Raw genomic sequence first — 24,960 nt, 5'->3', positions numbered from 1 at the left:
GACGCGGCACCGGCCTGCCTCTAACCTTCGCGTGGTGAACGATGCTTACCATGCGGCGTCGGGGTGGCCGTCGCAGGTATCGCCATCTCTGCGACCGACGGCTGCCGGATCACTCCACGCTTCCCTGACCGTCGCAGTCGGCAGCGGGCTACCCGGCGCGCCTGCCCCGCACCCGCGCGACGATACGGCCGAGTAACCACCGGACAGGTGTAATTGCACCGACCGGATGTGCGACAAAGGGTATCCACCCTTTTGCCCGTCGACCGGGCCACAACTTCGGAGAGGAAGGACGGCGAGTGTTCAGCCGCATCGCCATTGTGAACCGGGGAGAGGCCGCCATGCGCCTCATCCACGCGGTCCGAGACCTGGCCGCGGAAACGGCACGTTCGATCGAGACCATCGCCTTCTACACCGATGTCGATCGCAACGCGACGTTCGTGCGCGAGGCCGATATCACCTATGACCTCGGGCCGGCCTCCGCGCGACCGTACCTGGATCTGAAGGCGCTCGAACGGGCGCTGGTGGCGACCCGGGCCGACGCCGCGTGGGTCGGCTGGGGCTTCGTCGCCGAAGATCCGGCGTTCGCCGAGTTGTGCGACCAGATCGGCGTGACCTTCATCGGTCCGGATGCCGAGGCGATGCGCAAACTCGGCGACAAGATCGGCGCGAAGCTCATCGCCGAAGAGGTCGGTGTACCGGTCGCGCCGTGGAGCCGCGGCCCGGTCGAGACCGTCGACGACGCGCTCGCCTCCGCCGCCGACATCGGCTACCCGCTCATGCTGAAAGCGACCGCGGGCGGCGGCGGGCGCGGTATTCGCGTTGTCACCGACGAGGCCGAGTTGGTCGACGCCTACGAACGCACCCGGCAGGAGGCCGCCCGCGCGTTCGGCAGTGGTGTGGTGTTCCTCGAACGGCTCGTCACCGGCGCTCGCCATGTCGAGGTTCAGGTGATCGCGGACGGTCAGGGCACCGCTTGGGCGCTGGGTGTGCGCGACTGCTCGGTGCAGCGGCGCAACCAGAAGGTCATCGAGGAGTCCGCGTCACCTGTGCTGCGGCCCGAGCAGGTCGCCGAACTCAAGGCCTCGGCCGAGCGCCTGGCGGTCGCGGTCGGTTACCGCGGCGCGGCGACCGTCGAGTTCCTCTATCACCCCGGTGACGAGCTGTTCGCGTTCCTCGAGGTCAACACCCGTCTGCAGGTCGAACACCCGATCACCGAGCAGACCACCGGTTTCGACCTGGTTCGCGCGCAACTGGCGGTGGCTTCGGGTGAACGGCTCGAGGGCGAGCCGCCCGCCGAGCGTGGGCACGCCATCGAAGCGCGGCTCAACGCCGAGGACCCCGACCGCGACTTCGCTCCCGCGCCGGGCCGGATCGCCCGCTTGGACCTGCCCGCGGGGCCGGGTATTCGGGTCGACACCGGTGTCAGTGAAGGCGATGTCATCCCCGCCGATTTCGATTCGATGATCGCCAAGATCATCGCTTACGGCCGCGACCGGTCCGAGGCGCTGGGTAGGTTGCGCCGGGCCGTCGGGCAGACCCGGGTGATCATCGAGGGCGGCGCTACGAACAAGAGTTTCGTCCTCGAACTGCTGGACCAGCCCGAGGTGATCGACGCGAGCGCCGACACCGGCTGGATCGACCGGGTGCGCGGACAGGGTCGCCTCGTTTCGCACCGCAACTCCGCCGTCGCGCTCGCGGCCGCCGCCATCGATGCCTACGAGGAAGAGGAACGGGCCGAGCGGGACCGCCTGCTGTCCACCGCCGCGGGCGGTCGTCCCCTGGTGCAGCACCACGCGGGCCGACCGCTCGACCTCAAATTGCGCGGAGTCGGCTATCGGGTGCGCGTGGCCCGTACCGGCGCGCATCGGTTCCGCATCGGCATCGAGGCGGGCGAGGACATCCGCACCGCCGATGTCGACCTGGTCCGCTATGACCGGCATTCCGGCCAGATCGTGGTCAACGGCACCGCCTTCCGCGTCACCGCGGGCACGCACGGGCCGATCCACGTGGTCGACGTCGATGGTGTGACCCATCGGGTGAGCCGGGACGAGGGCGGCGTCGTCCGCTCACCCGCACCCGCGCTCGTGGTCGCCACGCCGTTGCAGGTCGGCGACGAGGTCGAGGCCAACGCGCCGCTGCTGGTGCTGGAGAGCATGAAGATGGAGACGGTGCTGCGCGCACCGTTCAAGGCGCGGCTGAAGGAATGCGCCGTCTCGGTCGGTACCCAGGTGGAGACCGGGGCGCCGCTGCTGCGGCTGGAGCGCCTGGTGGACGACGCGGTCGAGGAGACCGCGGCCGTCGGGTCGGTTGAACTGGACCTGCCCGCCGGGGATGCGCAGGCTCATCCGCACGAGCGGATCGTCCGACGATCGCAGGACCTGCGCGGCCTGCTGCTCGGTTTCGACGTCGATCCGCACGACGACCGCCGGGTGCTGACGGATTACCTCGATGCCCGCCGTATCGCCGTCGCGGACGACCGCAGGCCGCTGGCGGAGGAACTCGAGCTCATCGACGTGTTCACCGACCTCGCCGAGTTGAGCCACAACCGGCCGTCGGGTGAGGACGCCCAAGGGCATGTCCACAGTGCCCGCGAGTACTTCCACACCTACCTGCAGAGCCTGGACGTCGAACGGGCCGGACTGCCGGAATCGTTCAAGAGCAAGCTCGCGCGGGCGCTCGGCCACTACGGCGTGTCCGATTTGGAACGTTCCCCCGAGCTCGAGGCCGCGGTCTTCCGGATCTTCCTCGCCCAGCAACGCACCGACACCGTCGCGGTCGTGACGGCACTGCTGCGGGAGTGGCTGGGCGAGCGGATGCCCGATCGAGCCCTGCGCGAACCGGTCGGTCTGGCACTGGAACGGCTGGTCGCCGCGACCCAGGTGCATTTCCCCGTAGTCGCCGATCTTGCTCGCGGTCTGGTGTTCGGCTGGTACGGCCAGCCGTTGCTGCGGCGTAATCGCGCCCGCGTGTACACCAATGTCCGCCGGTCCCTGCGGTACCTGGACACCCATCCCGACGCGTCCGATCGCGCGGAGCGTATCTCCGACATGGTCCGCAGCACCGAACCGCTGGTGCGGTTGCTGGGCCAGCGGCTGGTGCGCGGCAGCGACGACAACACGGCGATGCTCGAGGTGCTGACCCGCCGGTACTACGGCAACAAGGGGCTCACCGGCGTCCGCACCCACGACGTCGACGGATGCCGCTACCTGATCGCCGACCGCGACGGTGCGAGCCTGGTGTCCGCCGCGGTGCGCTTCGACGCGCTCGGTGCTGCGGTGCGCGGGCTGGCCGAACTGACCGGCGACGCGGTGTCGATCGACGCCGACATCTACCTCAGCTGGGAGAAGCAGCCCGTCGACTTCGACGCCATGGCCGCGGCTCTGCACTCGGTGCTCAGCGCGCAGCCGCTGCCGAAGCAGGTGCACCGGATCACCGCGACAGTCGCGGGCAGCAACGGCGCGGTCATGCATCACCACTTCACCTTCCGCCCGTCGGCCACCGGCCCGGCCGAGGAACGACTGATCCGCGGCCTGCATCCGTACATCGCGCAGCGGATGCAAATGGAGCGGCTGCGCAAGTTCGATCTGACGCGCCTGCCGTCGTCCGACGACGAGGAGATCTATCTGTTCCGGTGCGTCGCGAAGGACAATCCGGCCGACGACCGGCTCATCGCGTTCGCCCAGGTGCGGGACCTGACCGCGCTGCGCGAACACGACGGACGGCTGCTCGCGCTGCCGACCGCCGAGAGCACGATCGCCACCTGCCTCGACTCGATCCGCCGGGCGCAGTCGCAGCGGCCGTCGGCGAAGCGGCTCAACACCAATCGCATCGTGATGTACGTCTGGCCGCCGCTGGATGTCACCCGCGCCGAGCTCGAGCGGATCGGCGGGCATGTGCTGCCGACGACCGCGGGCGCCGGACTCGAGGAGATCGTGCTCATCGCGCGGGAACGCGACGCGGACACCGGCGAGTTGACGAAGGTGGCCATCCGGATCAGTTTCGATGCCGCGGGCGGCACCGTGGTGACCTTCGGCGAGCCGTCCGACGAACCGATCGAACCGCTCGACGCTTATCGGCAGAAGGTGCTGCGCGCCGCGGGCCGCAATGCGGTGTACCCCTACGAATTGACCGGCCTGCTCGGCGATTTCACCGAATACGACCTCGACAGCGACCACACGCTGGTCCCGGTCGACCGGCCGAAGGGGCGCAATACCGCCGCGATCGTCGCCGGCGTCATCACCACGGCCACCCCGAAACACCCGGAGGGCGTCACGCGGGTGGTGCTGCTCGGCGACCCGACGAAAGCATTGGGCGCGCTGTCGGAACCGGAGTGCAGGCGGGTGATCGCCGCACTGGACCTGGCCGAGCGCCTGGAGGTGCCGCTGGAGTGGTACGCGCTGTCGGCGGGCGCTCGCATCTCGATGGAATCGGGCACCGAGAACATGGACTGGGTGGCGGCCGCGCTCAAGCGGATCGTCGAATTCACCCAGGCGGGCCGCGAGATCAACATCGTGGTCGCGGGCATCAATGTCGGAGCTCAGCCGTACTGGAACGCCGAGGCGACCATGCTCATGCACACCAAGGGCATCCTGGTGATGACGCCGGATTCGGCCATGGTGCTCACCGGTAAGCAGGCGCTGGACTTCTCCGGCGGCGTGTCGGCCGAGGACAACTTCGGCATCGGCGGTTACGACCGGGTCATGGGTCCGAACGGACAGGCACAGTACTGGGCGCCGAACCTGGCCGCGGCGCGCGACATCCTGATGGCGCACTACGACCACACCTACATCGTCCCTGGTGAGCAGGCGCCGCGGCGGTCGCAGACGAGCGATCCCATCGATCGCGACATCTCCGATTTCCCGCACGTCCTGGCGGGCAGCGACTTCGCCACCGTCGGCGAGATCTTCTCCGCCACCGCGAATCCGGACCGGAAGAAGCCGTTCGACATCCGCACGGTGATGCGCGCGGTCGCCGACCAGGACCACCCCGTGCTGGAGCGCTGGGCGGGCATGGCCGACGCCGAGACCGCCGTCGTGCAGGACGCGCATCTGGGCGGAATCCCGGTGTGCCTGCTGGGCATCGAGTCCAGGGGCGTGCCGCGGCACGGTTTTCCGCCCACCGACGGCCCGGACACCTACACCGCGGGCACGCTGTTCCCCCGGTCGTCGAAGAAGGCCGCGCGGGCGATCAACGCCGCGAGCGGCAACCGTCCGCTGGTGGTGCTGGCGAACCTGTCGGGCTTCGACGGGTCGCCGGAGTCGATGCGCAAGTTGCAGTTGGAGTACGGCGCCGAGATCGGCCGTGCGATCGTCAACTTCGACGGTCCGATCGTGTTCTGCGTGATCTCCCGCTATCACGGTGGCGCGTTCGTCGTCTTCTCGAAGGCGTTGAACCCGAACATGACCGTCCTGGCGCTGGAAGGCTCATTCGCCTCGGTGCTCGGCGGCGCGCCCGCCGCGGCGGCGGTGTTCTCCGGTGACGTCGCCACCCGCACCACGGCCGACCCGCGGGTGCAGGAGCTGGAGGTGCGCGTCGCCAACGCGGCCGGTACCGATCGCGCCACTCTGAGCGCCGAACTGGACGAACTGCGCTCCTCGGTGCGCGCGGAGAAACTCGGTGAAGTGGCCGCGGAGTTCGACCGCATCCACAACATCCAGCGCGCCGTCGAAGTCGGCTCTGTCGATGCGGTCATCCGCGCCGATGAACTGCGGCTTCGCGTCATCGAAGCCATCCAGGAGCGCCTGGACGGCTGACGGCGGGCGGGCGGCGTCCTCGGCGGGCGGCGGCTGGACGGTCGGTTGTGCTCGATAGCGGCACAATCCGGTCGGCAGTCGTCGCCCGCCCTCGTGTGCGAGCTCGGCTACGGCCCCACGGCTCCTCGTGGTGCACCGTGAATCGGTAGCGTTGACGGTCCGTCGACCGCGGTGGCGGTGCCCGTCTATCGCCGGTTCCGGGGGTGCCGCGCAAAGCTCGCCGGTCTGGTGACTATCACCGGCACCTGCGCCCCGTGTAGTACGGCTCTACTGACCGAACCGAGCGGCATCGCGGAGAATTCGTCGTGCCCGCGGCTGCCGACGACGATCGACCGCGCTTTCTCGCCCGCCTCGAGCAGTCGCCTGGCGGGGTGGTCCTCGACCACGACACGCCTCACCGTCACTTCCGGATACGCCTCGCTGTACCCTGCCAAACTCCGGTCGAGCAATCCCTCGCCACCCTCCCGCGATTCGATGAGCGAGCCGGGGAAGCCGGACAACGCGTGGACCGCAACGAGATCGGCGCCGCGAAACGCCGCTTCGTCGAAAGCCAAGGAGACGGCTGCCGCGCTGCTCGTGGAGGCGTCGACGCCGACGACGACAGGCCCGTCGCCGTGCTCGACGCCACGGGGAACGACGGCAACGGGGCATCCCGCCTGCCGCGCCAGCGCGGTGCTCAGCGATCCCAGCATCGCGCGGCTGAACGCGCCGAGGTCATGGGCGCCGACCACGAGCAGCCGCGCGGTCTCGGATCGGCGGCGCAGAACCGGAACGGGGGCGGCGTTGGTCAACTCCGCGGTCACGTCGATCCGATTGATCGGAGCGGATTCGGCGATGGCCGTGGCGTACGCGATCTCCAACGCGTCCGGGCCGCCCCAGCGATAGCTGCCGGGGGCGGACGGCCCGAACTCGACGCCGGAACCGTGGTCGCCGAGGCCACCGGTCAGATAGACGAGGTGCAGCGGTGCGTGGCGGTGGGCGGCGTCGATGGCGGCCCAGCGCACGGCGGCAAGCGCCACCTCGGAACCGTCGACACCCGCGAGGATCGGAGCCTTGCTCGAAGTGAACATGGGTTCTCCTCCGGTTCGCATGCGGGGGCCGTTGTCGGGCCGGGTCGAGATCGTGGCGGCGTACCTGCGAGTGTCCGTCTCCTCGGCGAGGCGGCAGTAGAGCAACCGGTAGCCAGCGGCGAAGGACCAAGGTCCCGCTCTTGCACGCGGCCGGGAGCCGCCTTCCCCGCGGCGACCTCTGCGGCGAAGTCGCGGAGCACGGATGGTGCGTTCGAGCCTCGACTGGTGATACATCCGCTGGCCTCGCCGAATCAAGGGCGGTGCCGAGGCAGACGGGTACGGGCGCGACTACGGGAAACGGGTAGTCGGCTACTCGCGTCGGCAGGTCGAGGAGAGCGAAGGCTCGACTGCATCCTCGGGAGCATGCCTGTCTCGGGGGAGGTGATCATGAGAAACGATTCGCGAGTATTCCTTGTCGCGGCGGCCGTAGCGGGACTGCTCGGCGCGGTGTCGGTACCGGTCGCGGCACCGGAGCCGGTTACCACCGTGCCCAACCCGTCGCCGGTCACGTCGCAACCCGCTTGGCCGAACAGCACGCCCACGGATGACTGGCCGCCCAAGACTACGCGGTCCGATTGGACGACCACCCCGACGACACCGGAGCCCACGACGGGGAAACGGGAGCCCACGACCACGACCGAACCGGAACCGACAACCACGACGACAAGGCCGGAACCGACAACCACGACGACAAGGCCGGAACCGACAACCACGACGACAAAGCCGGAACCGACAACCACGACGACGAAATCGGAACCGACAACCACGACGACGAAACCGGGACCGACGATCACGACGACGAAACCGGTCCGTACACCTGCGTCGCCACTGAGTTCCGGTCCTTCCCCCGTTCCGCCCGAGAGTTCCGCCGTGCTTCCCGCACCCGTGCTCGTCGCGCCGGCCACGGCCGAACGCGGCACCGTGATCACTGTGCACGGCGAGCGCTGGCCCTGCGGCCTGGTGCGGGTGCTTCCGGACTGGTCCGCAGCGGTGACCGCTCAGGTTCAGGGTGGTTCGTTCGATGCTCGCGTCGATGTGCCAGAGGGAGCCGAACTGGGTCTGCACTCCATCCCCGCCGCCTGTTCGGAAACCTCACAGCGCATTGTCGCGAAGACGTCCGTGGAGATTTCACCCGCGCGGCTCGTCCCCACATCCAACGGACCCGGAACCCCGGAACCGACCGGCGATCCTCCGCCTCCTCCGGAACAAGTTGATGCGGGCAACCCGGACACCGGCCCCGTCGGCATAGTGGGCCTCGGAGGGTTCCTCCTTGCCCTCGGTGCCGCGGCGCTGGTCGTACGGGGTCGCGGGAAACGCCCGGGCGGCGCGTCGCACGACGAGGATCCGCATCTGCCACGGGTACAGGTGCGTGTGGTCGCGGACGTCCCCCCATCCATCCACGTTCGCCAGGGCGCCCGCGCTCCCGACGTCCGGGTGCGCCTGCGGGCCCGCGAGCCATGGCTGAATGTCAAGGAGGTATTCGGATGACAAGTCCAGCGTTGATCAGGGCTCGGACAGTACTGTTCCAGAACGCTCCGCACGATGTCGGTGTGGGCGAGTTGGCCGAGTGCCTGCACGAAAGGGGCGCTGAACACTTGGCACTGCGCCGGGCGCCGGGCGTGGCCGCACTACTGGAGTCGGCGGCGCTGCACGAGGTGGCCGAGACGATAGATGGGCTGCTCGAGGTCGACTTGGGCACTGTCGCGATCGAGGGTTGGCGCCGCTACGACCGGCTACGCATGGCGGCGATGCGTACAAGTGCGGGCGGAGCCGAGCAGGTGACGCTGTTCGAACACGAGATCACCCAGACCTACCATCCGTGCCTGGATGTCACCATCGACGGAAACCCGGTGGGGGAGTTCACGATCGAACTCTGCGTCGCGCTACTGCTCCAGCCGCTCGCCGCCACCGTTCGCAACGGCATGCTGGCGGCGCTCGGCCCCGGCGATTGCACCGTGACGGTATCGATCGGCGCGCCGGAGCTCGGGCCGATCATGAAACGCCAACGTACGCTGCACACGGCGACCATGATCGACCTCCGATGGCCCATCCCGCTCGTCGAGCAGCCCGGAGCCTCGTCGGTCGATCGCGTGCACCGGGTGCGTCCGCCGCAATCGCGGTGGACCGGCGGGTGATGAAAAAGTATGGACGTCAGGGCATGTCGCCGCCCGGGCCTTCACCGGCCGGGCCGTGCTCTCATTCCGTCGAGCCGGAAGCGCGGCGAGAGCTGTCGGTCGTGCAGCTGACATGGGTGGACGGCTTGGGGCCGACCATCAGGCCGGTGGATGCCAGCTCGGTGTTGAGCCGGTCGAGCGCGATGCCCGGCTCGACCACGGCGGTGGCGGCGGCACGGTCCACCGACACCACACGCGTGCAGTATTTACTCCGGTCCATGACGATCGCCGCGTTGCGGCATTGCCCGGCCAGGCTCGTGCCGCCACCATGCGACACCACCGGCACGTCGTGCGCGCGACAGACGGCGACCGCCGTGGCCGCGTCCTCCGGTGTGCGCGGCGCGACCACCCCGAGGGGGACGGCGCGATAGTTGGACGCATCCGTCGAGTACGTCGCGCGGCTTCCTGAGTCGAATCGAACCTCTCCGTCGATCCGCTCGGTGAGTTCCGCGCGCAGTGCCTCCAACGGCCATTGGGAACGACCGGAAGCGCTGTGATGGCCGGGCAATTGAAGCGAACGCGCCATTTCGGGCACATCGTCTCGACGACGGCAGGTGAGCATCGGAACAGACGAGAACACCGCGCGGATACCCGTCCGGTCGCCGCGTATGCCTCGGGTTGAGGGCCGCCGGCCGGGGTAATCGGCCCCGGAGACGACACCTCGAAGGCGGACAGGAGAACCACATGGCTGACCAGGTCGCCGACTATGTCTTGCGACGACTGCGTGAGTGGGGCGTGCAGCAGGTGTTCGGCTATCCGGGCGACGGCATCAACGGCTTGATCGCCGCGTTCGGGCGGGCGGACAACAAACCCGCCTTCATTCAGGCGCGCCACGAGGAGATGTCCGCGTTCCAGGCGGTGGGCTACGCGAAGTTCAGCGGCGAGGTCGGCGTCTGCACCGCCACGTCAGGTCCGGGAGCGATCCATCTGCTCAACGGCCTCTATGACGCGAAACTCGATCACGTGCCGGTCGTGGCGATCGTCGGGCAGACCGCGCGCAGCGCGATGGGCGGCAGCTATCAGCAGGAAGTCGATCTGCAGAGCCTGTTCAAGGATGTCGCGTCGGACTATCTGGTCGAGGTGAACGTTCCCGATCAATTGCCCAACGCGCTCGACCGCGCGTTCCGTATCGCGACCACCCGCCGGGCCCCCACGGCGCTGATCATCCCCTCCGATCTGCAGGAGGAGCGCTATCAGCCGCCCGAGCACGCGTTCAAGCAAGTGCCATCCAGCCCGCCCTCGGCACTGCATGCCACGGTCACCGCGGATCGCGCAGGCATAGAACGAGCCGCCGAGATCATCGACGCCGGGTCGCGGGTGGCGATCCTCGTCGGGCAAGGCGCCCGGGACGCCGCCGAGCAGGTGATGGAGCTGGCCGAGATCACCGGAGCCGGGGTGGCCAAAGCCCTGCTCGGCAAGGACGTGCTATCGGACGACCTGCCGTACGTGACCGGATCCATCGGGCTCCTGGGTACCCGGCCCAGCTATGAACTGATGCGCGACTGCGACACCCTGTTGATCATCGGATCGAATTTCCCTTATTCGCAGTTCCTTCCGGACTTCGGTCAGGCGCGTGCGGTGCAGATCGACATCGACGGCGCCATGATCGGCATGCGATACCCCACCGAGGTCAACCTCGTCGGTGACGCGAAACGAACACTCACCGAACTGCTTCCGCTGCTGAGCCGCAAGTCCGATCGCAGCTGGCGGACGACGATCGAATCCAACGTGCGGCGCTGGTGGGAGACGATCGAACGCCAGTCGCTGCTGGACGCGAAGCCGGTCAATCCCATGCGGGTGGTGTGGGAACTGTCGCGGTGCATCCCGGAGGACGCCATCGTGACCGCGGACTCCGGGTCGTCCACCAACTGGTATGCCCGCTGTCTGCGGTTCCGCGGGCGGATGCGGGGTTCGTTGTCGGGGACGCTGGCCACCATGGGGCCCGGTGTGCCGTACGCGATCGGCGCGAAATTCGCCCACCCGGACCGGCCGGTGGTCGCTCTCGTCGGTGACGGGGCGATGCAGATGAACGGCGCGGCCGAATTGCTGACCATCAGCCGTTACCGCGAGCAGTGGCGCAATCCACGGCTGGTGGTGTGCGTGTTCCACAACAACGACCTGAACCAGGTCACGTGGGAGCTGCGCTCGATGGGGGGCGCGCCGAAATTCGAGGAATCGCAGTCGCTGCCGGAGGTCTCCTACGCCGAGCTCGCCCGCACGTACGGTCTGGGCGCCATCGCAGTGGACGACCCGAACGACCTCGCGCCTGCCTGGGAAGCGGCGCTGTCGGCCGAGCGGCCCACGGTGCTCGACGTCCGCTGCGATCCGGAGGTACCGCCGATCCCACCGCACGCCACCTGGGACCAGATGAAATCCACCGCCGAAGCGGTGCTGCGCGGCGACCCCGACGCCTGGCATCTCGTGGCACAAGGCGTGAAAGTCAAGGCCCAGGAATTCGTCCCCGGCCACCGCGGGTGAAGGTCTCGCCGGTAGTAGGTGAGGAGTATCGATGACTCGAGTGTCGTATCCACTCGCACCGCAGGTCACACCGACCAGGCCGTTTCCGGCGCGGACGGCTCCGAAGGGCTCGGTGTTGTGGCGGCTGGTCACCACGACGGACCCGAAGGTGCTCGGCATCATGTATCTCGTCGCCGCTACCGCCTTCTTCATGCTCGGCGGTCTGATGGCGCTGCTCATGCGCGCGGAACTGGCACGGCCGGGCCTGCAGTTCCTCTCACCCGAGCAGTACAACCAGCTGTTCACCATCCACGGCACCGTCATGCTCCTGCTGTATGCGACTCCGACGGTGTTCGGATTCGCCAACGCGGTCCTTCCGTTGCAACTCGGAGCACCCGACGTGGCATTTCCACGGTTGAATGCCTTGAGCTTCTGGCTGTTCCTCTTCGGCGGAACGATGGTGGTCTCCGGATTCGTGACACCCGGCGGCGCGGCTGATTTCGGATGGACTGCGTATACGCCACTGAGCGATATCATCCATGCGCCCGGCGCAGGAGCCGACCTGTGGATCATGGGCTTGGTCGTATCCGGTTTGGGCACCATTCTCGGCGCGGTGAACATGATCACCACCATCGTCTGCCTGCGCGCGCCCGGCATGACGATGTTCCGCATGTCCATGTTCGGGTGGAACATCCTGGTGACCAGCGTGCTGGTGTTGCTCGCGTTCCCGATTCTCACCGCCGCCTTGATGGCGCTGGCCTACGACCGGCATCTCGGCGGGCACATCTACGACACGGCTACCGGTGGCGTCCTGCTCTGGCAGCATCTGTTCTGGTTCTTCGGGCACCCCGAGGTCTACATCGTGGCCCTGCCGTTCTTCGGGATCATCAGCGAGATCCTGCCCGTGTTCAGCCGCAAACCCCTGTTCGGCTATGGACCTCTGGTGTACGCCACCATCTCGATCGGAGTGCTGTCGGCAGCGGTATGGGCGCACCACATGTTCGCGACCGGGGCGGTGCTGATGCCCTTCTTCTCGATGATGACCTTCCTGATCGCGGTGCCGACCGGGGTCAAATTCTTCAACTGGATCGGCACCATGTGGAAGGGGAACCTGACTTTCGAGACCCCGATGCTGTTTGCCGTCGGCTTCATCGTCACTTTCTTGTTCGGCGGGCTGTCCGGCGTCATCCTCGCCAGCCCGCCACTGGACTGGCAGATTCACGACACCTATTTCGTCGTAGCCCACTTCCACTACGTGTTGTTCGGCACGATCGTTTTCGCCACTTTCGGCGGAATCTACTTCTGGTTCCCCAAGATGACCGGGCGCTACATGGACGAGCGCCTGGGCAGGCTGCATTTCTGGACGACATTCGTCGGCTTCCACACGACCTTTTTGGTCCAGCACTGGCTGGGCGCCGAAGGTATGCCCCGCCGGTACGCCGACTATCTGCCGACCGACGGCTTCACGGCGCTGAACGCCATCTCGACCATCGGATCGTTCATTCTGGGCGTCTCGATGGTCACGTTCGTGTGGAACGCCTTCCGCAGCTACCGCTACGGCGAGGTCGTCACCGTGGACGACGCCTGGGGCGCGGGAAATTCACTCGAATGGGCCACGACCTGCCCGCCTCCCCGGCACAACTTCTACGAACTCCCCCGTATTCGATCCGAACGCCCGGCCTTCGAACTCCACTACCCGCACATGCGAGAACGGATGCGCGCGGAATCGTACGTCGGCTGGGGCTCGTAGGTGGCATGAAGCCGGTGTGATCATCGCGGTTCGCCGCGATGGTCGGCCGGGGTGTAGGGGATGTTGGCAGCGCGGTTCTCATCGACCCGGATCGCGCGCCCGAGTTGCGGGAAGGCGCGCTGGGCGCAGTCGGGGCGTTCGCAGATCTTGCAGCCCGCGCCGATGGGCACCGCGGAGGTGTCGTCGTGGATGGGCAAGCCGTGGGAGTAGACGAGCTTGTCGGCGTAGGCGAGGTCGCATCCCAGGCCGATCGCGAAATCCCTTCTGGGAGAGAGGTATCCGGGGGTGCTCTCGTCGGTGGTTCGGGCCAGCCAGAGGTATTTGCGTCCGTCGGGCATCTCGGCGATCTGGGTACGGATCCGACCGGGCGTGGTGAAGGCTTCGTGGACGACCCACAGCGGGCAGCTGCCGCCGACCCTGGAGAAATGGAACGCGGTCGCGGATTGGCGTTTGGAGATGTTGCCCGCGCGGTCGGTGCGTACGAAGAAGAACGGGACTCCGCGTCGTCCGGGGCGTTGCAGTGTGGACAGGCGGTGGCAGACGGTCTCGAAGCCGACCTCGAACATCGCCGACAGCAGATCGATGTCGTAGCGCAGCTCTTCGGCGGCGTCCCGGAACCGGGTGTAGGGCAGGATCAGCGCCCCGGCGAAGTAGTTCGCCAACCCGACCCGCAGGAGCCCGCGCGATTCGTCAGCCATCGACTCCACCCTCGCGGTCAACGCATCGATGGCCGCGGTCTGGGTGAGAAAAGCCAGCTGCGTGGCGAGCTGAAAGGCCCGCTGACCGGCGGAGAGCCTGCGGGCGAGCGTGATACGGCCCGCTTCGGGGTCGTAGACGCGCTTGGGGCCGGGGCGGTGTGGGTCGTCGGATCTGATCGCGACCGTGATGCCGTGCCGCTCGCGCAGGAGTTTGCTCAGTTGCAGGTCGAGGCCGCCGATGCCCAGACCGTGGTCGGCGAAGAGTCGTTCGGCGGCCTGGTCGAGTTCGGGGATGTGGTTGCGGTGGTCGTAAAAGAAGTCGCGCACGTCCTCGTACGGCATGGCACGACCGGGGTCGGCGGTAGGGCTTTCGATGCCCGCGGAGAATCGTTCGAGTTGTTCGGTCGCGCCACGCAGACGTCGGTGCAGGCTCACCAGGACGCGGGCGGCGGCGGGCACCCGGGAGACCAGGTCGTCGAGTTCGGCGGTGGACACCGTCGCGCCGTCGGGATCCTCGGCGAAGACGTCGTGCAGGTCGGCCAGCAGTCGCGCGTCGGTGTCGGCGGCGAAGAACCCCATGTCCAGATCGAAGGTGGAATTCAGGCGTAGCAGCACCGGCACCGTCAGGGGCCGCTGATCGTTCTCCAGCTGGTTGACGTAGCTGACCGACAGCGCGAGCGCCTTCGCCAGGCCCGATTGCGACAAGCCGCGTTGCTCGCGCAGTGCGCGCAGCCGTCCGCCCGCATACATCTTCTGCATGCTCGCGAATGTAGCACCACGAGATTTCGCAATTTCCACAAATTTGCTGATTGCGGTACGCAAAATTCGGCATTTGTAACGGATTTCCCGCGTGCATAGGCGTGTGTAGTGTGCGAAAAGAAACCCGGAAATCGATGATCTGGAGGCTTTCGTCGTGAAAAACCACTTCGTCCGCACGCGTCGCTCCGCTGAGCACTTCCCCCGCGAGGAGCACCTCGCGTGGCGGATCGCTGAGGTTGCCGCGGACCCGGTGGCGGTCGCTCCGGAGACCGAGGAGATGATCGTCAACCGGATCATCGACAACGCGGCGGTCGCGGCGGCGTCGGTGACGCGTCGTCCGGTGGCCAACGCGCGCGCCCAGGCGCTGGCGCACCCGTACCAGCCGGGCGCGACCGTCTTCGGCGTCGACGGCCGATGCTCGCCGGAGTGGGCGGCCTGGGCTAACGGCGTGGCCGTGCGCGAACTGGATTTCCACGACACGTTCTTGGCCGCGGAGTACTCCCACCCCGGCGACAACATCCCGTCGATCCTGGCGGTAGCCCAGCATGCCGGACGCGGCGGGCGGGATCTGATCCGCGGGTTGGCGACCGGATACGAGATCCAGGTGGACCTGGTGCGGGCGATCTGCCTGCACGAGCACAAGATCGACCACGTCGCCCACCTCGGCCCGTCCGCCGCCGCCGGTATCGGCACGCTGCTCGGCCTGGACACCGAGACCATCTATCAGGCCATCGGTCAGGCACTGCACACCACCACCGCCACCCGGCAATCGCGCAAGGGAGAAATCTCCAGTTGGAAGGCCTACGCACCCGCTTTCGCCGGGAAGATGGCGGTGGAAGCGGTCGATCGTGCCCTGCGCGGTGAAGGCGCGCCGTCGCCGATCTGGGAAGGGGAGGACGGCGTCATCGCCTGGCTGCTGGGCGGCCCCGACAAGGAGTATTCGGTGCCGCTGCCCGGCCCGGGTGAACCCAAGCGCGGCATACTCGACACCTACACCAAGGAGCATTCCGCCGAATACCAGAGCCAGGCGCCGATCGACCTGGCGCGCCGGTTGCGTGAGCGGATCGGCGACCTGGACCGGATCGCCTCTATCGTGCTGTACACCAGCCACCACACGCACGTGGTGATCGGCACCGGATCGGGCGATCCGCAGAAGTTCGACCCGACGGCGTCCCGCGAAACCCTCGATCACTCCGTCATGTACATCTTCGCCGTCGCCCTGCAGGACGGCACCTGGCACCACGAGCGCTCTTACGCCCCCGAACGTGCACAGCGGCCCGACACCGTCGAGTTGTGGCGCAAGATCTCCACCGCCGAGGACCCGGAGTGGACCCGGCGCTATCACTCGACCGACCCGAACGAGAAGGCGTTCGGCGCCCGTGTCGAGGTCACGCTGAAGAGCGGCGAGGTGATCGTCGACGAACTCGCGGTCGCCGACGCGCACCCGCTCGGCGCGCGGCCGTTCACCCGCGACCAGTACATCGCCAAGTTCCGGACGTTGGCCGAGGGAGTGATCGACGCGGGCGAGCAGGACCGCTTCCTCGACGTGGCCCAGCGCACCCCGCAGTTGTCCGCCGAGGAACTGGGTCAGTTGAACTTCACCGTCTCCGACGAGGTACTCGCGCGGGCGCCGAAATTGCCGAAGGGACTGTTCTGATGACCGGCCTGCTGGCCGCGGCCACGCCGGCCGCCGACAAACGCGCCGCGTTCCGCGCGGGGCTGGCCTCCGGAACGATCCAGCGTTTCCCGGGTGCGTTCAATCCGCTGGTAGCCAAGCTGATTCAAGAAATCGGCTTCGAAGGCGTGTATGTCTCCGGCGCGGTGGTCTCGGCCGATCTGGCGCTGCCGGATATCGGGCTCACCACCTCGACCGAGGTGGCGGAGCGCGGTCGGCAGATCGCGCGCGTGACCGATCTGCCGGTGCTCATCGATGCCGACACCGGCTTCGGCGAGCCGATGAGCGCCGCGCGCACGGTCTCGATGCTGGAAGACGCCGGAATCGCGGGCTGCCATCTCGAGGATCAGGTGAATCCGAAACGGTGCGGTCACCTCGACGGCAAGGCTGTGGTGCCGGTCGAGGAGATGGTGCGCAGGCTCCGGGCCGCGGTGTCCGCCCGGCGGGATCCGAATTTCGTGCTCTGCGCGCGCACCGACGCCGCCGGGATCGAAGGCATCGACGCCGCGATCGATCGGGCCGGGGCCTATGCCGAAGCGGGCGCGGACCTGATTTTCACCGAAGCGTTGCGCACCGTCGCGGATTTCGAGAAGTTCCGGGCCGCGATGCCGATCCCATTGCTGGCGAATATGACCGAGTTCGGTAAGTCCGAACTCATCCCGGCGGCGACACTGGAGCGGATCGGCTACAACGCGGTGATCTACCCGGTGTCCACCCTGCGGTTGGCGATGTTCGCGGCCGAAGCCGGGTTGCGGGAGATCTTCGAGCAGGGCACGCAATCGGGCTCGCTCGATCGAATGCAGCCCCGCTCTCGCCTGTACGAGCTTCTCCAGTACGAGCGATACAACGAATTCGACTCCGACATCTTCGATTTCACTCTGGGAAGGAACCAGTGACCATAGCCAAAGGCCTAGCAGGCGTCGTCGTCGACACCACGGCCATCTCGAAGGTGGTGCCGGAAACCAACTCTCTGACCTACCGTGGCTACGCCGTACAGGACCTGGCCGCACACTGCGGTTTCGAACAAGTGGCGTATCTGCTCTGGTACGGCGAGTTGCCCTCGGACGCCGAACTGGAGCGGTTCCAGCAGCGAGAACGCGCGTCCCGCCGGGCCGACCGGTCACTGCTGTCGCTGGTGGCCAAGTTGCCCGACACCTGCCACCCGATGGATGTGGTCCGCACCGCCATCAGCTACCTCGGCGCGGAAGACCCGGCCGAAGACGACAATTCGGCGAACGCCAACCGCGCCAAGGCTCTTCGCATGTTCGCGGTGCTGCCGACCATCGTCGCGGCCGACCATCGCCGTCGCCATGGCCTGGACCCGATCGCACCGCATTCCCATCTGGGGTACGCGGAGAACTTCCTGAACATGTGCTTCGGGACCATCCCGTCGCGCGCGTTGGTGGAAGCGTTCGAAGTGTCGTTGATCCTCTACGCCGAGCACAGCTTCAACGCCTCCACCTTCGCCGCCCGCGTCGTCACCTCCACGCAGTCGGACATATACAGCGCCGTCACCGCCGCCATCGGCGCATTGAAAGGGCCCCTGCACGGCGGCGCGAACGAAGCCGTCATGCACGACATGCTGGAGATCGACGACCCCGCGCTGGCCCCGGCATGGTTGCGTAACAAGCTGGCGCGCAAGGAGAAGGTGATGGGCTTCGGCCACCGCGTCTACAAGAACGGTGACTCCCGCGTCCCCACCATGAAGAAAGCCTTCCTGGATATCGCCGCGGCGACCGACGGCCAGAAGTGGGTGCGTATATACGAGGTCCTCGAACGCACCATGCGCGAGGCCACCGGCATCGAACCGAATCTCGACTTCCCGACCGGCCCCGCCTACTACCTGCTCGGTTTCGATATCGAGGTGTTCACCCCGATCTTCGTGATGAGCCGCATCACCGGCTGGACCGCGCACATCATCGAGCAGGGCGAATCCAACGCGTTGATCCGGCCACTGAGCGAATACGTCGGCGTCCCGCAACGGACGGTCGTCGCCTGAACTTTCCGCACTGCGGATCGTGCTCAGGTGCGATCGGCCGGGAACCGGGAGGAGTTGTCGGCCCTTAACTTTTCGCCGACTCTCGGTGGCGGGCGGGGCGCTCGGACTCGCCCAGGCCCGTTGCGTATCACCGCGCGGCGCCGCCCCGGCGGGGAGTGTTCGCCCGCCCGCGATCCTTCCCCGCTGCGCCGGATGAACGGTTGGTTCCGGGCCGCGGTCGGGGCCCATTCCGGGTTCTTTCATCTGGGCGATGGCGATCCTCAGGCCCCGATCGGAGTCCGGCACCTTAGTGATCTCCGCCATGGCGGCGCTGGCCTGTGTGACGACTGCGCGCAACGGAATTGGATAGGGGGCAGCGGCCCTTGCGGTCCCGCCCTACACTCGACGCACACGCAAGCTCTCCAGGAGGTGATCGGCGGTTGAATCCCATGAATCCGCGCGACCAGCACACCGCACGTTATGAAGCCGGTTATCAGCCGGGCGATTACCGTGATCCCGGGTACGGCCAGGATCGCGGAAACGGCCGGTCCTCCGGGTACGGCCAGGATCGCGGGTACAGCCAGGCCTCGGGATACGGCCAGGATCACGGGTATGCCCAGGATCAGGGGTACGCCCAGGATCACAGATACGACCAGGCGTCCGGATACGGCCAGGACCAGGGACAGGGCGCGTATCAGCACTCCGAACGCCCGGAGAGGCAACCTCGGTCGCGGCAGGAGCCGGACGTCAATATCGGCATGTTCGTCGGCGGTGTGATCGCCGCGGCGGTGGTGACCGCGCTCGCGGCGTGGTTGTGCGCCTGGATCATCGAGATCATCGCCACCCGGGTGAGCGAGAGCGGCAAGTTCGGGGTGTGGAACCCGATGGCCCAAGATGCGTACTGGTTCGCCGTGGTGGCATTCATTTGTGCGCTGTTGGGCGGGGTGCTGTGGTATCTGCTGCGCTTGGGCACTCCGTCGCCGGAGTTGTTCTTCGGCTGGATCGTGGGCATTCTGACCGCCGCGGCGGTGATCATTCCTCTGGCACTGTCCAGCGACCTCTGGGTCGGCATCTCCACCGGGATCGAACATTTGGTGATCGGGCTCCCGATCCTCAGCCTCGTGCGCATGGTGGGCGCGAAGACCATCGTGCCCCGGTGATCGACCCTGCGTAGTGTTCGCCCGCGCGCTGCCGCGAGCCGGATGCCTCCCCCACTCAGGGTGGCCGTGGCGCCGGAGGATTCGTCGGGTGTGGGAGCGCGGTTGATCGAGGAGCGTGCACCTTCACTCGCCTTGCCGACCCATCCGCGCGGGTATGTGACTGCTTATTCACCCCACCGCTACGATTGATGGTAACGGTAGGGCCTTTTGTTCGCCGCGCGACGCACGTGGTGCCGCAAGTTGCGCCATCGGGATGCGAGAAAACCGCTGCAGCAGCGGGAATGGACGGTACTCGCACTGGCTGATGTCTCCGGAAGCCAGCGACGGAGACTGGGTTGCGATGAGCTGAGGCGGCACGCTGGACGATCAATATGTTAATGGCTATTCTTACGCTGTGCCCGCGTGTGGACGTCCTTGTGCCCGCACGATCGGTGCTCGGCTCAATGAGGAGTGGCGCAGGTATGGATGGACTCAGGCGGCGCGCGGCGTCGAAACCCGTTGTGCGATCACGATCCGGAGCGACCGGATCTCCGAGGCGTCGAACTCGGCGCGGCCCGAACGGCATGACGGACCCCCTGCGGCTACCGTGATGAGCGCCGGGGGTATTCGATGCTCGCTCGATGGAAGACGATCGCCGCTGCGTTGGTAGCCGTGGCGGTGACCACCGTTCATCTCGGTGTCGTGTCCGCTTCGGACGGCGCACCGGCCCATTGCCCAGAGTTGTACGTGGTGGCGATTCCCGGAACGTGGGAAACGTCCAACACCGATCCGGGCAAAGGAATGCTCGCGCTGAGCCTGAATGATCTACCCGGGGATGTCCAGGTCGACTATGTCCCCTACGCGGCAACGGCTTTCCCATGGGAAAGCGAAGTGTACGGTCGCTCCAAACAGGAGGCGATCGACAAAGCGCGCGTTCTGGTGTCGGCAGTGGCCCAGCTGTGCGGGGCCACCCGGATCGCGCTGCTCGGCTACAGCCAAGGCGCGGACGCGGCAGGTGATCTCGCGGCCGAAATCGGTACCGGACTGGGCGTGGTGCCGCCACACCGGGTCGTGCTGGTCGGGCTGATTTCCGATCCTCGTCGCTCACCCGGCGACCTCCTGATCGGGCCGCCTGTCCCGGGTGCGGGCGCGATCGGCCCTCGCGCAGGGGGTTTCGGCTGGCTCACCGCGCGGACCTACACCTTCTGCATCGCGGGTGACCTGTATTGCGCGATGCCGGACGGCGACTTCGCCGGACGCATCGCCGGCTTCTTCGTGCAACTGTCGAATCCCGATCCCGGCAACATGGGTGAATACCAGCGGCAGGCAATCGAAATCATCGGTGACGCACTGGCCGCGGGAGGCCTCGGTCTCTTGTCCGATCAGCTCAACGCCTCCGCTTACGAACAGCGGAAGCGGCAGATCGATGAATTCCTGAAGTCCGGCATTCACCAGAGTTATCCCGCGTACGCCATCGGCCCCGATGCGGCCACGCCGTTGACCTGGCTGCGCCAGCGCCTCATCGAGGCGACGAGTTCCTGACCCTCCGTTCGGTAACGAGCACCTCGCCGCTGGAGCCGGTATCCACCGCGCCTGATCCGAGTGCACTTCTGCACCGGTATCCGGGATCCGGTGCGCCGCGACCTGGCCGCGGTCCACGATGGCGTGCGCCTGTGCGGGCCTGTTCTCGGCCTGGTCGAACGGCACATTGCCCGCGACACGCGACCAGGTCGTCGAACACCTCGCCGAGACGCTGACCGCTTACCGTCGCCTGTACCGCCGAGCCCCGTCCGATGATTGACGGCAGCTGCCGTCAGTTCTAAATTGAAGGCACTTGCCGTCAGTTCGAAAGGTGTCGTCATGGCCCTGTTCAACCCGAAGACCGAGACGTTCGAGGAGTTCGATCCCGCCACGCGGGCTCGGCTGCGGTCGGTGGTCGACTTCTTCGAGCGGAAGGGCAAGCAGGCGCTCACCAGCGACGCGCACCGAGCGGAGTGGTACGAGGACTGGATGCGGTTCCTGGCGGAGAGCCGGATCATCGCCTACATGGCGACCCCGCGGGCGAGTTCGGGCGCGGATCCGGAGAAGCGCTGGGACACCGCGTTCATTTCCCGGTTCAACGAGATCACCGGCTTCTACGGATCGCAGTACTGGTATGCGTGGGGCGTCTCCACGCTCGGCCTCGCCACCATCTGGCAGAGCGCCAACGGCAAGGCGCATCTGCGTGCGGCCGAGGAACTCGACCGCGGCGGGATCATCGGGTTCGGGCTGTCGGAAAAGGACCATGGCGCCGACATCTACGCTACCGATATGCTGCTCTCTCCCGATGGCGCAGGGGGTTTCACCGCCACGGGCAGCAAGTACTACATCGGCAACGGCAACGTGGCCAGGATCGTGCCGACCATCGGCAGGCGCACCGACCTGGAGGGTTCCGACGCGTACGTCTGGTTCATCGCCGACAGCCAGCACCCGAACTACCGGCTGGTCAAGAACGTCATCCACGGGCAGAACTTCGTCTCCGCCTACGACCTGGTGGACTATCCCGTCTCGGCCGACGACGTACTCCACGTAGGCCGCAAGGCGTTCGACTCCGCGCTCGCCGCGGTCAACCTCGGCAAGTTCAACATCGGCATGGTCGCGTTGGGGATCGTGGAGCACTGTTTCTACGAGACGATCAACCACGCCGCCGCCAAGGTCCTGTTCGGGCACCCCGTCACGGATTTCCCGCAAGTGCGCCAGATCCTGAGCGACAGCTACGTGCGCATGACCGCCATGCGGCTCTACCACGAACGAGCGATCGACTACATGCGCTGCTCGACCCCGGAGGACCGCCGCTTCGTGATGTTCAACTCCATCGGCAAGATGAAGGTCACTCGCGAGGCCGAGCGCGTGTTCCGTGAACTCTCGGATGTCGTCTCCGCCAGAGGATTCGAGAAGGACTCCTACTTCGCGACGGCACGCGGCACCATCGACTCGATGCCACGGCTGGAGGGCACCGCACACGTCAATATGGCCTTGACGTTGAAATTCATGCCGAACTTCTTGTTCAACCCCGCGGAACTGCCGCCGGTACCGGTGCGACGAGATCCCGGCGACGACGAGTCGCTGTTCCGGCAACCGGGCGCGGCGGGGTTGGGCGCAGTGCGATTCGCGGATTGGCGGCCGGCGTACGAACGCTATCGGCACCTGCCCAACGTGGCATTGTTCGTCGAGCAAGCCGAGCGCTTCACTCATTTCCCCGTGCAGGCACCGCCTACCCCGGCCCAACTCGAGGATCTGGACTATCAGCTCGCGGTGGGGGAATTGTTCACGCTGCTGCCTTACGGGCAGCTCATCCTGGAACAAGCCGAGATCAAAGGGGCGTCCGAGGACATTGTGGACTCGATCTTCGAGATATTCGTGCGCGACTTCTCCTCGTACGCGCTGGGAGTCTTCTCGAAAGCCTCCTCGACCACCGCTCAACAGGATTGGGCACTGAGCGTGCTGCATAAGCCGATCATCGACGTCCAGCGAACCGCGCGCCTGCACGACGAGGTGATGAGCCACGCGGGCGTGTTCGAAATGAACCCGTAGCCGGCTGCCCCTCCTCGACGGCGCACGCCGTCGCCGTCGCCGTCGAGGACTGTCGAGATTACGCAGGAACCTGTGGTCTCGAGGCGGCGCGGGCCGAGTTCGCGGCCGCACCGGTGCGGACACCGGCCTTTTCTTGTGGTCGCCGAGGCGGTGATCGCCACAGGGCGTGCTGGGTCGGGGAGGCTACCGGTGACCGCGGTGGAAGGCTGGCCAGTGGAACCGCCCCGGCGACGGCATGAACTTGCGGCGGCCGATCAGTGCGCCGTGTAGGCACCGGCGTCGAGGTCCTCGATGAGGGTCGGTCCGGTAGGTGTCCAGCCCAGCAGCTCTCGCGTCGCATCGCTGGTCGCCGAGAGGTCCATCGCGAAGAATGCGCCGATCCACCCGAAATGACCTTGGATGTCCTGCGGGGCGATGGAGGTCACGGGCAGGTCCAGCGCTCGGCCGATCGCATCGGCGATCACGCGGCTCGGCACGCCCTCTTCGGCGACGGCGTGCAGGCGAGTTCCCGCCGGGGCCTTGCCGAGGCCGAGCGTGACCAGTCGGGCGGCGTCGGCTCGATGGACCGCGGCCCACCGGTTGGCGCCGTCGCCGGGGTAGCCGGAGACGCCGGTCCGGCGAGCGATCGCGGCGAGGGTCGCGATGAAACCGTGGTCCCCGGCGCCGTGCACGGTTGGCGCGAAACGCAGGCTCACGGCGTGCACGTCGCGGTCGACGTACTCGAGCGCCAAGTTCTCGCTTCCTCCGCGCGGCGAGTCGGGGCCGTGGAACGGAGAAGGGTCGGCCTCCGTCGCGGGCCTGCCCTGGCTGAGGGCGGCGACGCCCGACGCGAGCAGGAAGGGGCGGCCGGTGCCGGCGAGCGCGTCGCCGATGGTCTGAACGGCGGCTCGCTCGGCCGCATTGGAGGCGGCGAGGTCGGACCAATCGTGTTTGTTCGCCAGATGAATGACGGCGTCGGCCGCCTCGGCTCCGGAGCGGATGCCGTCGAGGTCGTCCAGGTCGCCGCGGCGGACCTGGGCGCCTTTTGCCTCGAGGGCTGCGGCGGATCCGTCGGATCTGGCCAGTCCGGTGACCTCATGGCCGTCGGCGAGCAGGTCGGCGACGGTGGCCGAGCCGATCCATCCAGAGGCTCCGGTGACGAAAACATGCATGACGTGAACTCCTTCGTCCACTCCGCCGCTGAAGCGGGGAGCGATCCCTGCGAGGTGATGTCTGTGACTGACGTCAGTCACAGACATCACCTTACGCCTTCATGTCAGTAGCTGTCATCACTACACTTGGCGACATGGCACGTTGGGAACCTGGGGCCGCGGAGCGGCTGCGGCAGGCCGCGCTCGAACTGTTCGCCACCCGGGGCTTCGAACAGACCACCGCAACGGAGATCGCGCAGTCCGCCGGCCTGACCGAACGCACGTTCTTCCGTCACTTCAGTGACAAGCGAGAGGTTCTCTTCCGTGGACAGGGCTTACTGGCCGAAGCGTTCGTCACCGGTGTGGACGCCGCACCCCCGGACACCTCCGCGATCGACATCGTCGCCTCCGCGCTGCAGTCCGTAGCGTCGTTCTTTCCCGACGAACGCCGGTCGGACTCCCGTACGCGACAATTCGTGATCGACCAGAACCCCGCACTACAGGAACGCGAGCGGCACAAGCTCGCAGGTCTCGCCACGACGGTCGCCGACGCCCTGCGCGCGCGAGGCGTCGACGACCTCGCCGCGAGGCTGGCGGCGGAGTCGTGCATCACGGTGTTCGGGATCGCTTTCACGCAATGGATTCGCGAAGACGAGCAGCGGTCGCTCGCCGAGATAGCAGCCGATGTGTTCGGCGAGTTGCTGACCCTCGCGGGAAAAGCGACAGCGCATCGCGCGACGCCCGCGGATCGCGCCGCCGGGCAATCCTGAGAAACTGTCGCCGCCCGCCATCGCTCATGACGCC

General features: G+C 67.1%; 16 protein-coding genes. 12 read left to right on the top strand and 4 right to left on the bottom strand.

Going from position 1 to position 24,960, the window contains the following annotated elements; translation table 11 throughout:
• Window positions 1-296 precede the first annotated feature (296 nt).
• Entirely contained in the window at window positions 297-5,753 is a 5,457-nt protein-coding gene (locus ABZW96_RS13315; RefSeq protein ID WP_355074251.1) for a carboxyl transferase domain-containing protein, read from the top strand.
• Window positions 5,754-5,938: 185 nt separating this feature from the next.
• Here the strand turns inward: ABZW96_RS13315 and ABZW96_RS13310 are convergent, their stop codons facing one another.
• The gene (locus ABZW96_RS13310; protein WP_355074249.1) at window positions 5,939-6,823 is read right to left on the bottom strand and encodes a universal stress protein; all 885 of its coding nucleotides are present in this window, start codon (window positions 6,821-6,823) and stop codon (window positions 5,939-5,941) included.
• A gap of 870 nt (window positions 6,824-7,693) precedes the next feature.
• Between ABZW96_RS13310 and ABZW96_RS13305 the strand changes: the two genes are divergently transcribed.
• Window positions 7,694-8,311, top strand: a complete 618-nt coding sequence (locus ABZW96_RS13305) for a hypothetical protein (protein WP_355074247.1) — start codon at window positions 7,694-7,696, stop codon at window positions 8,309-8,311.
• Window positions 8,308-8,958, top strand: coding sequence for a hypothetical protein (locus ABZW96_RS13300; protein WP_355074245.1), 651 nt, complete (start codon window positions 8,308-8,310; stop codon window positions 8,956-8,958). The genes ABZW96_RS13305 and ABZW96_RS13300 overlap by 4 nt, the downstream gene beginning before the upstream one ends.
• 61 nt (window positions 8,959-9,019) lie before the next feature.
• On the opposite strand, the gene ABZW96_RS13295 is transcribed toward ABZW96_RS13300, so the two are convergent.
• Entirely contained in the window at window positions 9,020-9,523 is a 504-nt protein-coding gene (locus ABZW96_RS13295) for an FAD-binding oxidoreductase (protein WP_355074243.1), read from the bottom strand.
• A gap of 158 nt (window positions 9,524-9,681) precedes the next feature.
• Between ABZW96_RS13295 and ABZW96_RS13290 the strand changes: the two genes are divergently transcribed.
• Window positions 9,682-11,475, top strand: a complete 1,794-nt coding sequence (locus ABZW96_RS13290; RefSeq protein ID WP_355074242.1) for a thiamine pyrophosphate-requiring protein — start codon at window positions 9,682-9,684, stop codon at window positions 11,473-11,475.
• A gap of 31 nt (window positions 11,476-11,506) precedes the next feature.
• On the top strand, window positions 11,507-13,204 hold the full coding sequence (ctaD, locus tag ABZW96_RS13285) for a cytochrome c oxidase subunit I (RefSeq protein ID WP_355074241.1): 1,698 nt from the start codon (window positions 11,507-11,509) through the stop codon (window positions 13,202-13,204).
• A gap of 20 nt (window positions 13,205-13,224) precedes the next feature.
• Here ctaD and ABZW96_RS13280 read toward each other — a convergent pair whose 3' ends face one another.
• Window positions 13,225-14,661 (bottom strand): short-chain fatty acyl-CoA regulator family protein, encoded by a 1,437-nt coding sequence (locus ABZW96_RS13280; RefSeq protein ID WP_355074239.1) that lies wholly within the window; start codon window positions 14,659-14,661, stop codon window positions 13,225-13,227.
• A gap of 154 nt (window positions 14,662-14,815) precedes the next feature.
• On the opposite strand from ABZW96_RS13280, the gene prpD reads away from it, so the two are divergent.
• The 6 genes from prpD to ABZW96_RS13250 all read left to right on the top strand — a co-directional run bounded on the left by prpD (window position 14,816) and on the right by ABZW96_RS13250 (window position 23,026).
• Window positions 14,816-16,318, top strand: coding sequence for a 2-methylcitrate dehydratase PrpD (gene prpD, locus ABZW96_RS13275; RefSeq protein WP_355074237.1), 1,503 nt, complete (start codon window positions 14,816-14,818; stop codon window positions 16,316-16,318).
• Window positions 16,318-17,232, top strand: a complete 915-nt coding sequence (gene prpB, locus ABZW96_RS13270) for a methylisocitrate lyase (protein WP_355074235.1) — start codon at window positions 16,318-16,320, stop codon at window positions 17,230-17,232. The genes prpD and prpB overlap by 1 nt, the downstream gene beginning before the upstream one ends.
• Complete coding sequence (locus ABZW96_RS13265) at window positions 17,229-18,335, top strand: bifunctional 2-methylcitrate synthase/citrate synthase (RefSeq protein ID WP_355074233.1); 1,107 nt, start codon at window positions 17,229-17,231, stop codon at window positions 18,333-18,335. Before prpB ends, ABZW96_RS13265 begins: the two co-directional genes overlap by 4 nt.
• A 428-nt stretch (window positions 18,336-18,763) precedes the next feature.
• A complete protein-coding gene (locus ABZW96_RS13260) occupies window positions 18,764-19,474 on the top strand; it encodes a DUF6069 family protein (protein WP_355074231.1) in 711 nt (236 codons plus the stop codon).
• A 609-nt stretch (window positions 19,475-20,083) separates the two neighbouring features.
• The gene (locus ABZW96_RS13255; RefSeq protein WP_355074229.1) at window positions 20,084-20,995 is read left to right on the top strand and encodes a cutinase family protein; all 912 of its coding nucleotides are present in this window, start codon (window positions 20,084-20,086) and stop codon (window positions 20,993-20,995) included.
• Between the two features lie 318 nt (window positions 20,996-21,313).
• A complete protein-coding gene (locus tag ABZW96_RS13250; RefSeq protein WP_355074227.1) occupies window positions 21,314-23,026 on the top strand; it encodes an acyl-CoA dehydrogenase family protein in 1,713 nt (570 codons plus the stop codon).
• 254 nt (window positions 23,027-23,280) lie between these two features.
• Here ABZW96_RS13250 and ABZW96_RS13245 read toward each other — a convergent pair whose 3' ends face one another.
• Window positions 23,281-24,177, bottom strand: coding sequence for an SDR family oxidoreductase (locus ABZW96_RS13245; protein ID WP_355074225.1), 897 nt, complete (start codon window positions 24,175-24,177; stop codon window positions 23,281-23,283).
• Between the two features lie 134 nt (window positions 24,178-24,311).
• On the opposite strand from ABZW96_RS13245, the gene ABZW96_RS13240 reads away from it, so the two are divergent.
• Window positions 24,312-24,926 carry a TetR family transcriptional regulator gene (locus ABZW96_RS13240; protein WP_355074223.1) on the top strand — a complete coding sequence of 205 codons (615 nt, stop codon included), beginning with the start codon at window positions 24,312-24,314 and terminating at the stop codon, window positions 24,924-24,926.
• The last annotated feature ends 34 nt before the right edge of the window (window positions 24,927-24,960 follow it).

The organism is Nocardia sp. NPDC004168 (genome assembly GCF_040610355.1).
Taxonomy (GTDB): Bacteria; Actinomycetota; Actinomycetes; order Mycobacteriales; family Mycobacteriaceae; genus Nocardia; species Nocardia sichangensis.
This window is presented reverse-complemented; position numbering and strand designations above follow the sequence as displayed.

What these genes read in the sequence shown, in the direction of transcription:
- ABZW96_RS13310 (WP_355074249.1), bottom strand. Translation starts at nt 6,823, where the DNA reads ATGTTCACTTCGAGCAAGGCTCCGATCCTCGCGGGTGTCGACGGTTCC.
- ABZW96_RS13300 (WP_355074245.1), top strand. Translation starts at nt 8,308, where the DNA reads ATGACAAGTCCAGCGTTGATCAGGGCTCGGACAGTACTGTTCCAGAAC.
- ABZW96_RS13295 (WP_355074243.1), bottom strand. Translation starts at nt 9,523, where the DNA reads ATGGCGCGTTCGCTTCAATTGCCCGGCCATCACAGCGCTTCCGGTCGT.
- ABZW96_RS13290 (WP_355074242.1), top strand. Translation starts at nt 9,682, where the DNA reads ATGGCTGACCAGGTCGCCGACTATGTCTTGCGACGACTGCGTGAGTGG.
- ctaD (WP_355074241.1), top strand. Translation starts at nt 11,507, where the DNA reads ATGACTCGAGTGTCGTATCCACTCGCACCGCAGGTCACACCGACCAGG.
- ABZW96_RS13280 (WP_355074239.1), bottom strand. Translation starts at nt 14,661, where the DNA reads ATGCAGAAGATGTATGCGGGCGGACGGCTGCGCGCACTGCGCGAGCAA.
- prpB (WP_355074235.1), top strand. Translation starts at nt 16,318, where the DNA reads ATGACCGGCCTGCTGGCCGCGGCCACGCCGGCCGCCGACAAACGCGCC.
- ABZW96_RS13260 (WP_355074231.1), top strand. Translation starts at nt 18,764, where the DNA reads ATGAATCCGCGCGACCAGCACACCGCACGTTATGAAGCCGGTTATCAG.
- ABZW96_RS13255 (WP_355074229.1), top strand. Translation starts at nt 20,084, where the DNA reads ATGCTCGCTCGATGGAAGACGATCGCCGCTGCGTTGGTAGCCGTGGCG.
- ABZW96_RS13250 (WP_355074227.1), top strand. Translation starts at nt 21,314, where the DNA reads ATGGCCCTGTTCAACCCGAAGACCGAGACGTTCGAGGAGTTCGATCCC.
- ABZW96_RS13245 (WP_355074225.1), bottom strand. Translation starts at nt 24,177, where the DNA reads ATGCATGTTTTCGTCACCGGAGCCTCTGGATGGATCGGCTCGGCCACC.
- ABZW96_RS13240 (WP_355074223.1), top strand. Translation starts at nt 24,312, where the DNA reads ATGGCACGTTGGGAACCTGGGGCCGCGGAGCGGCTGCGGCAGGCCGCG.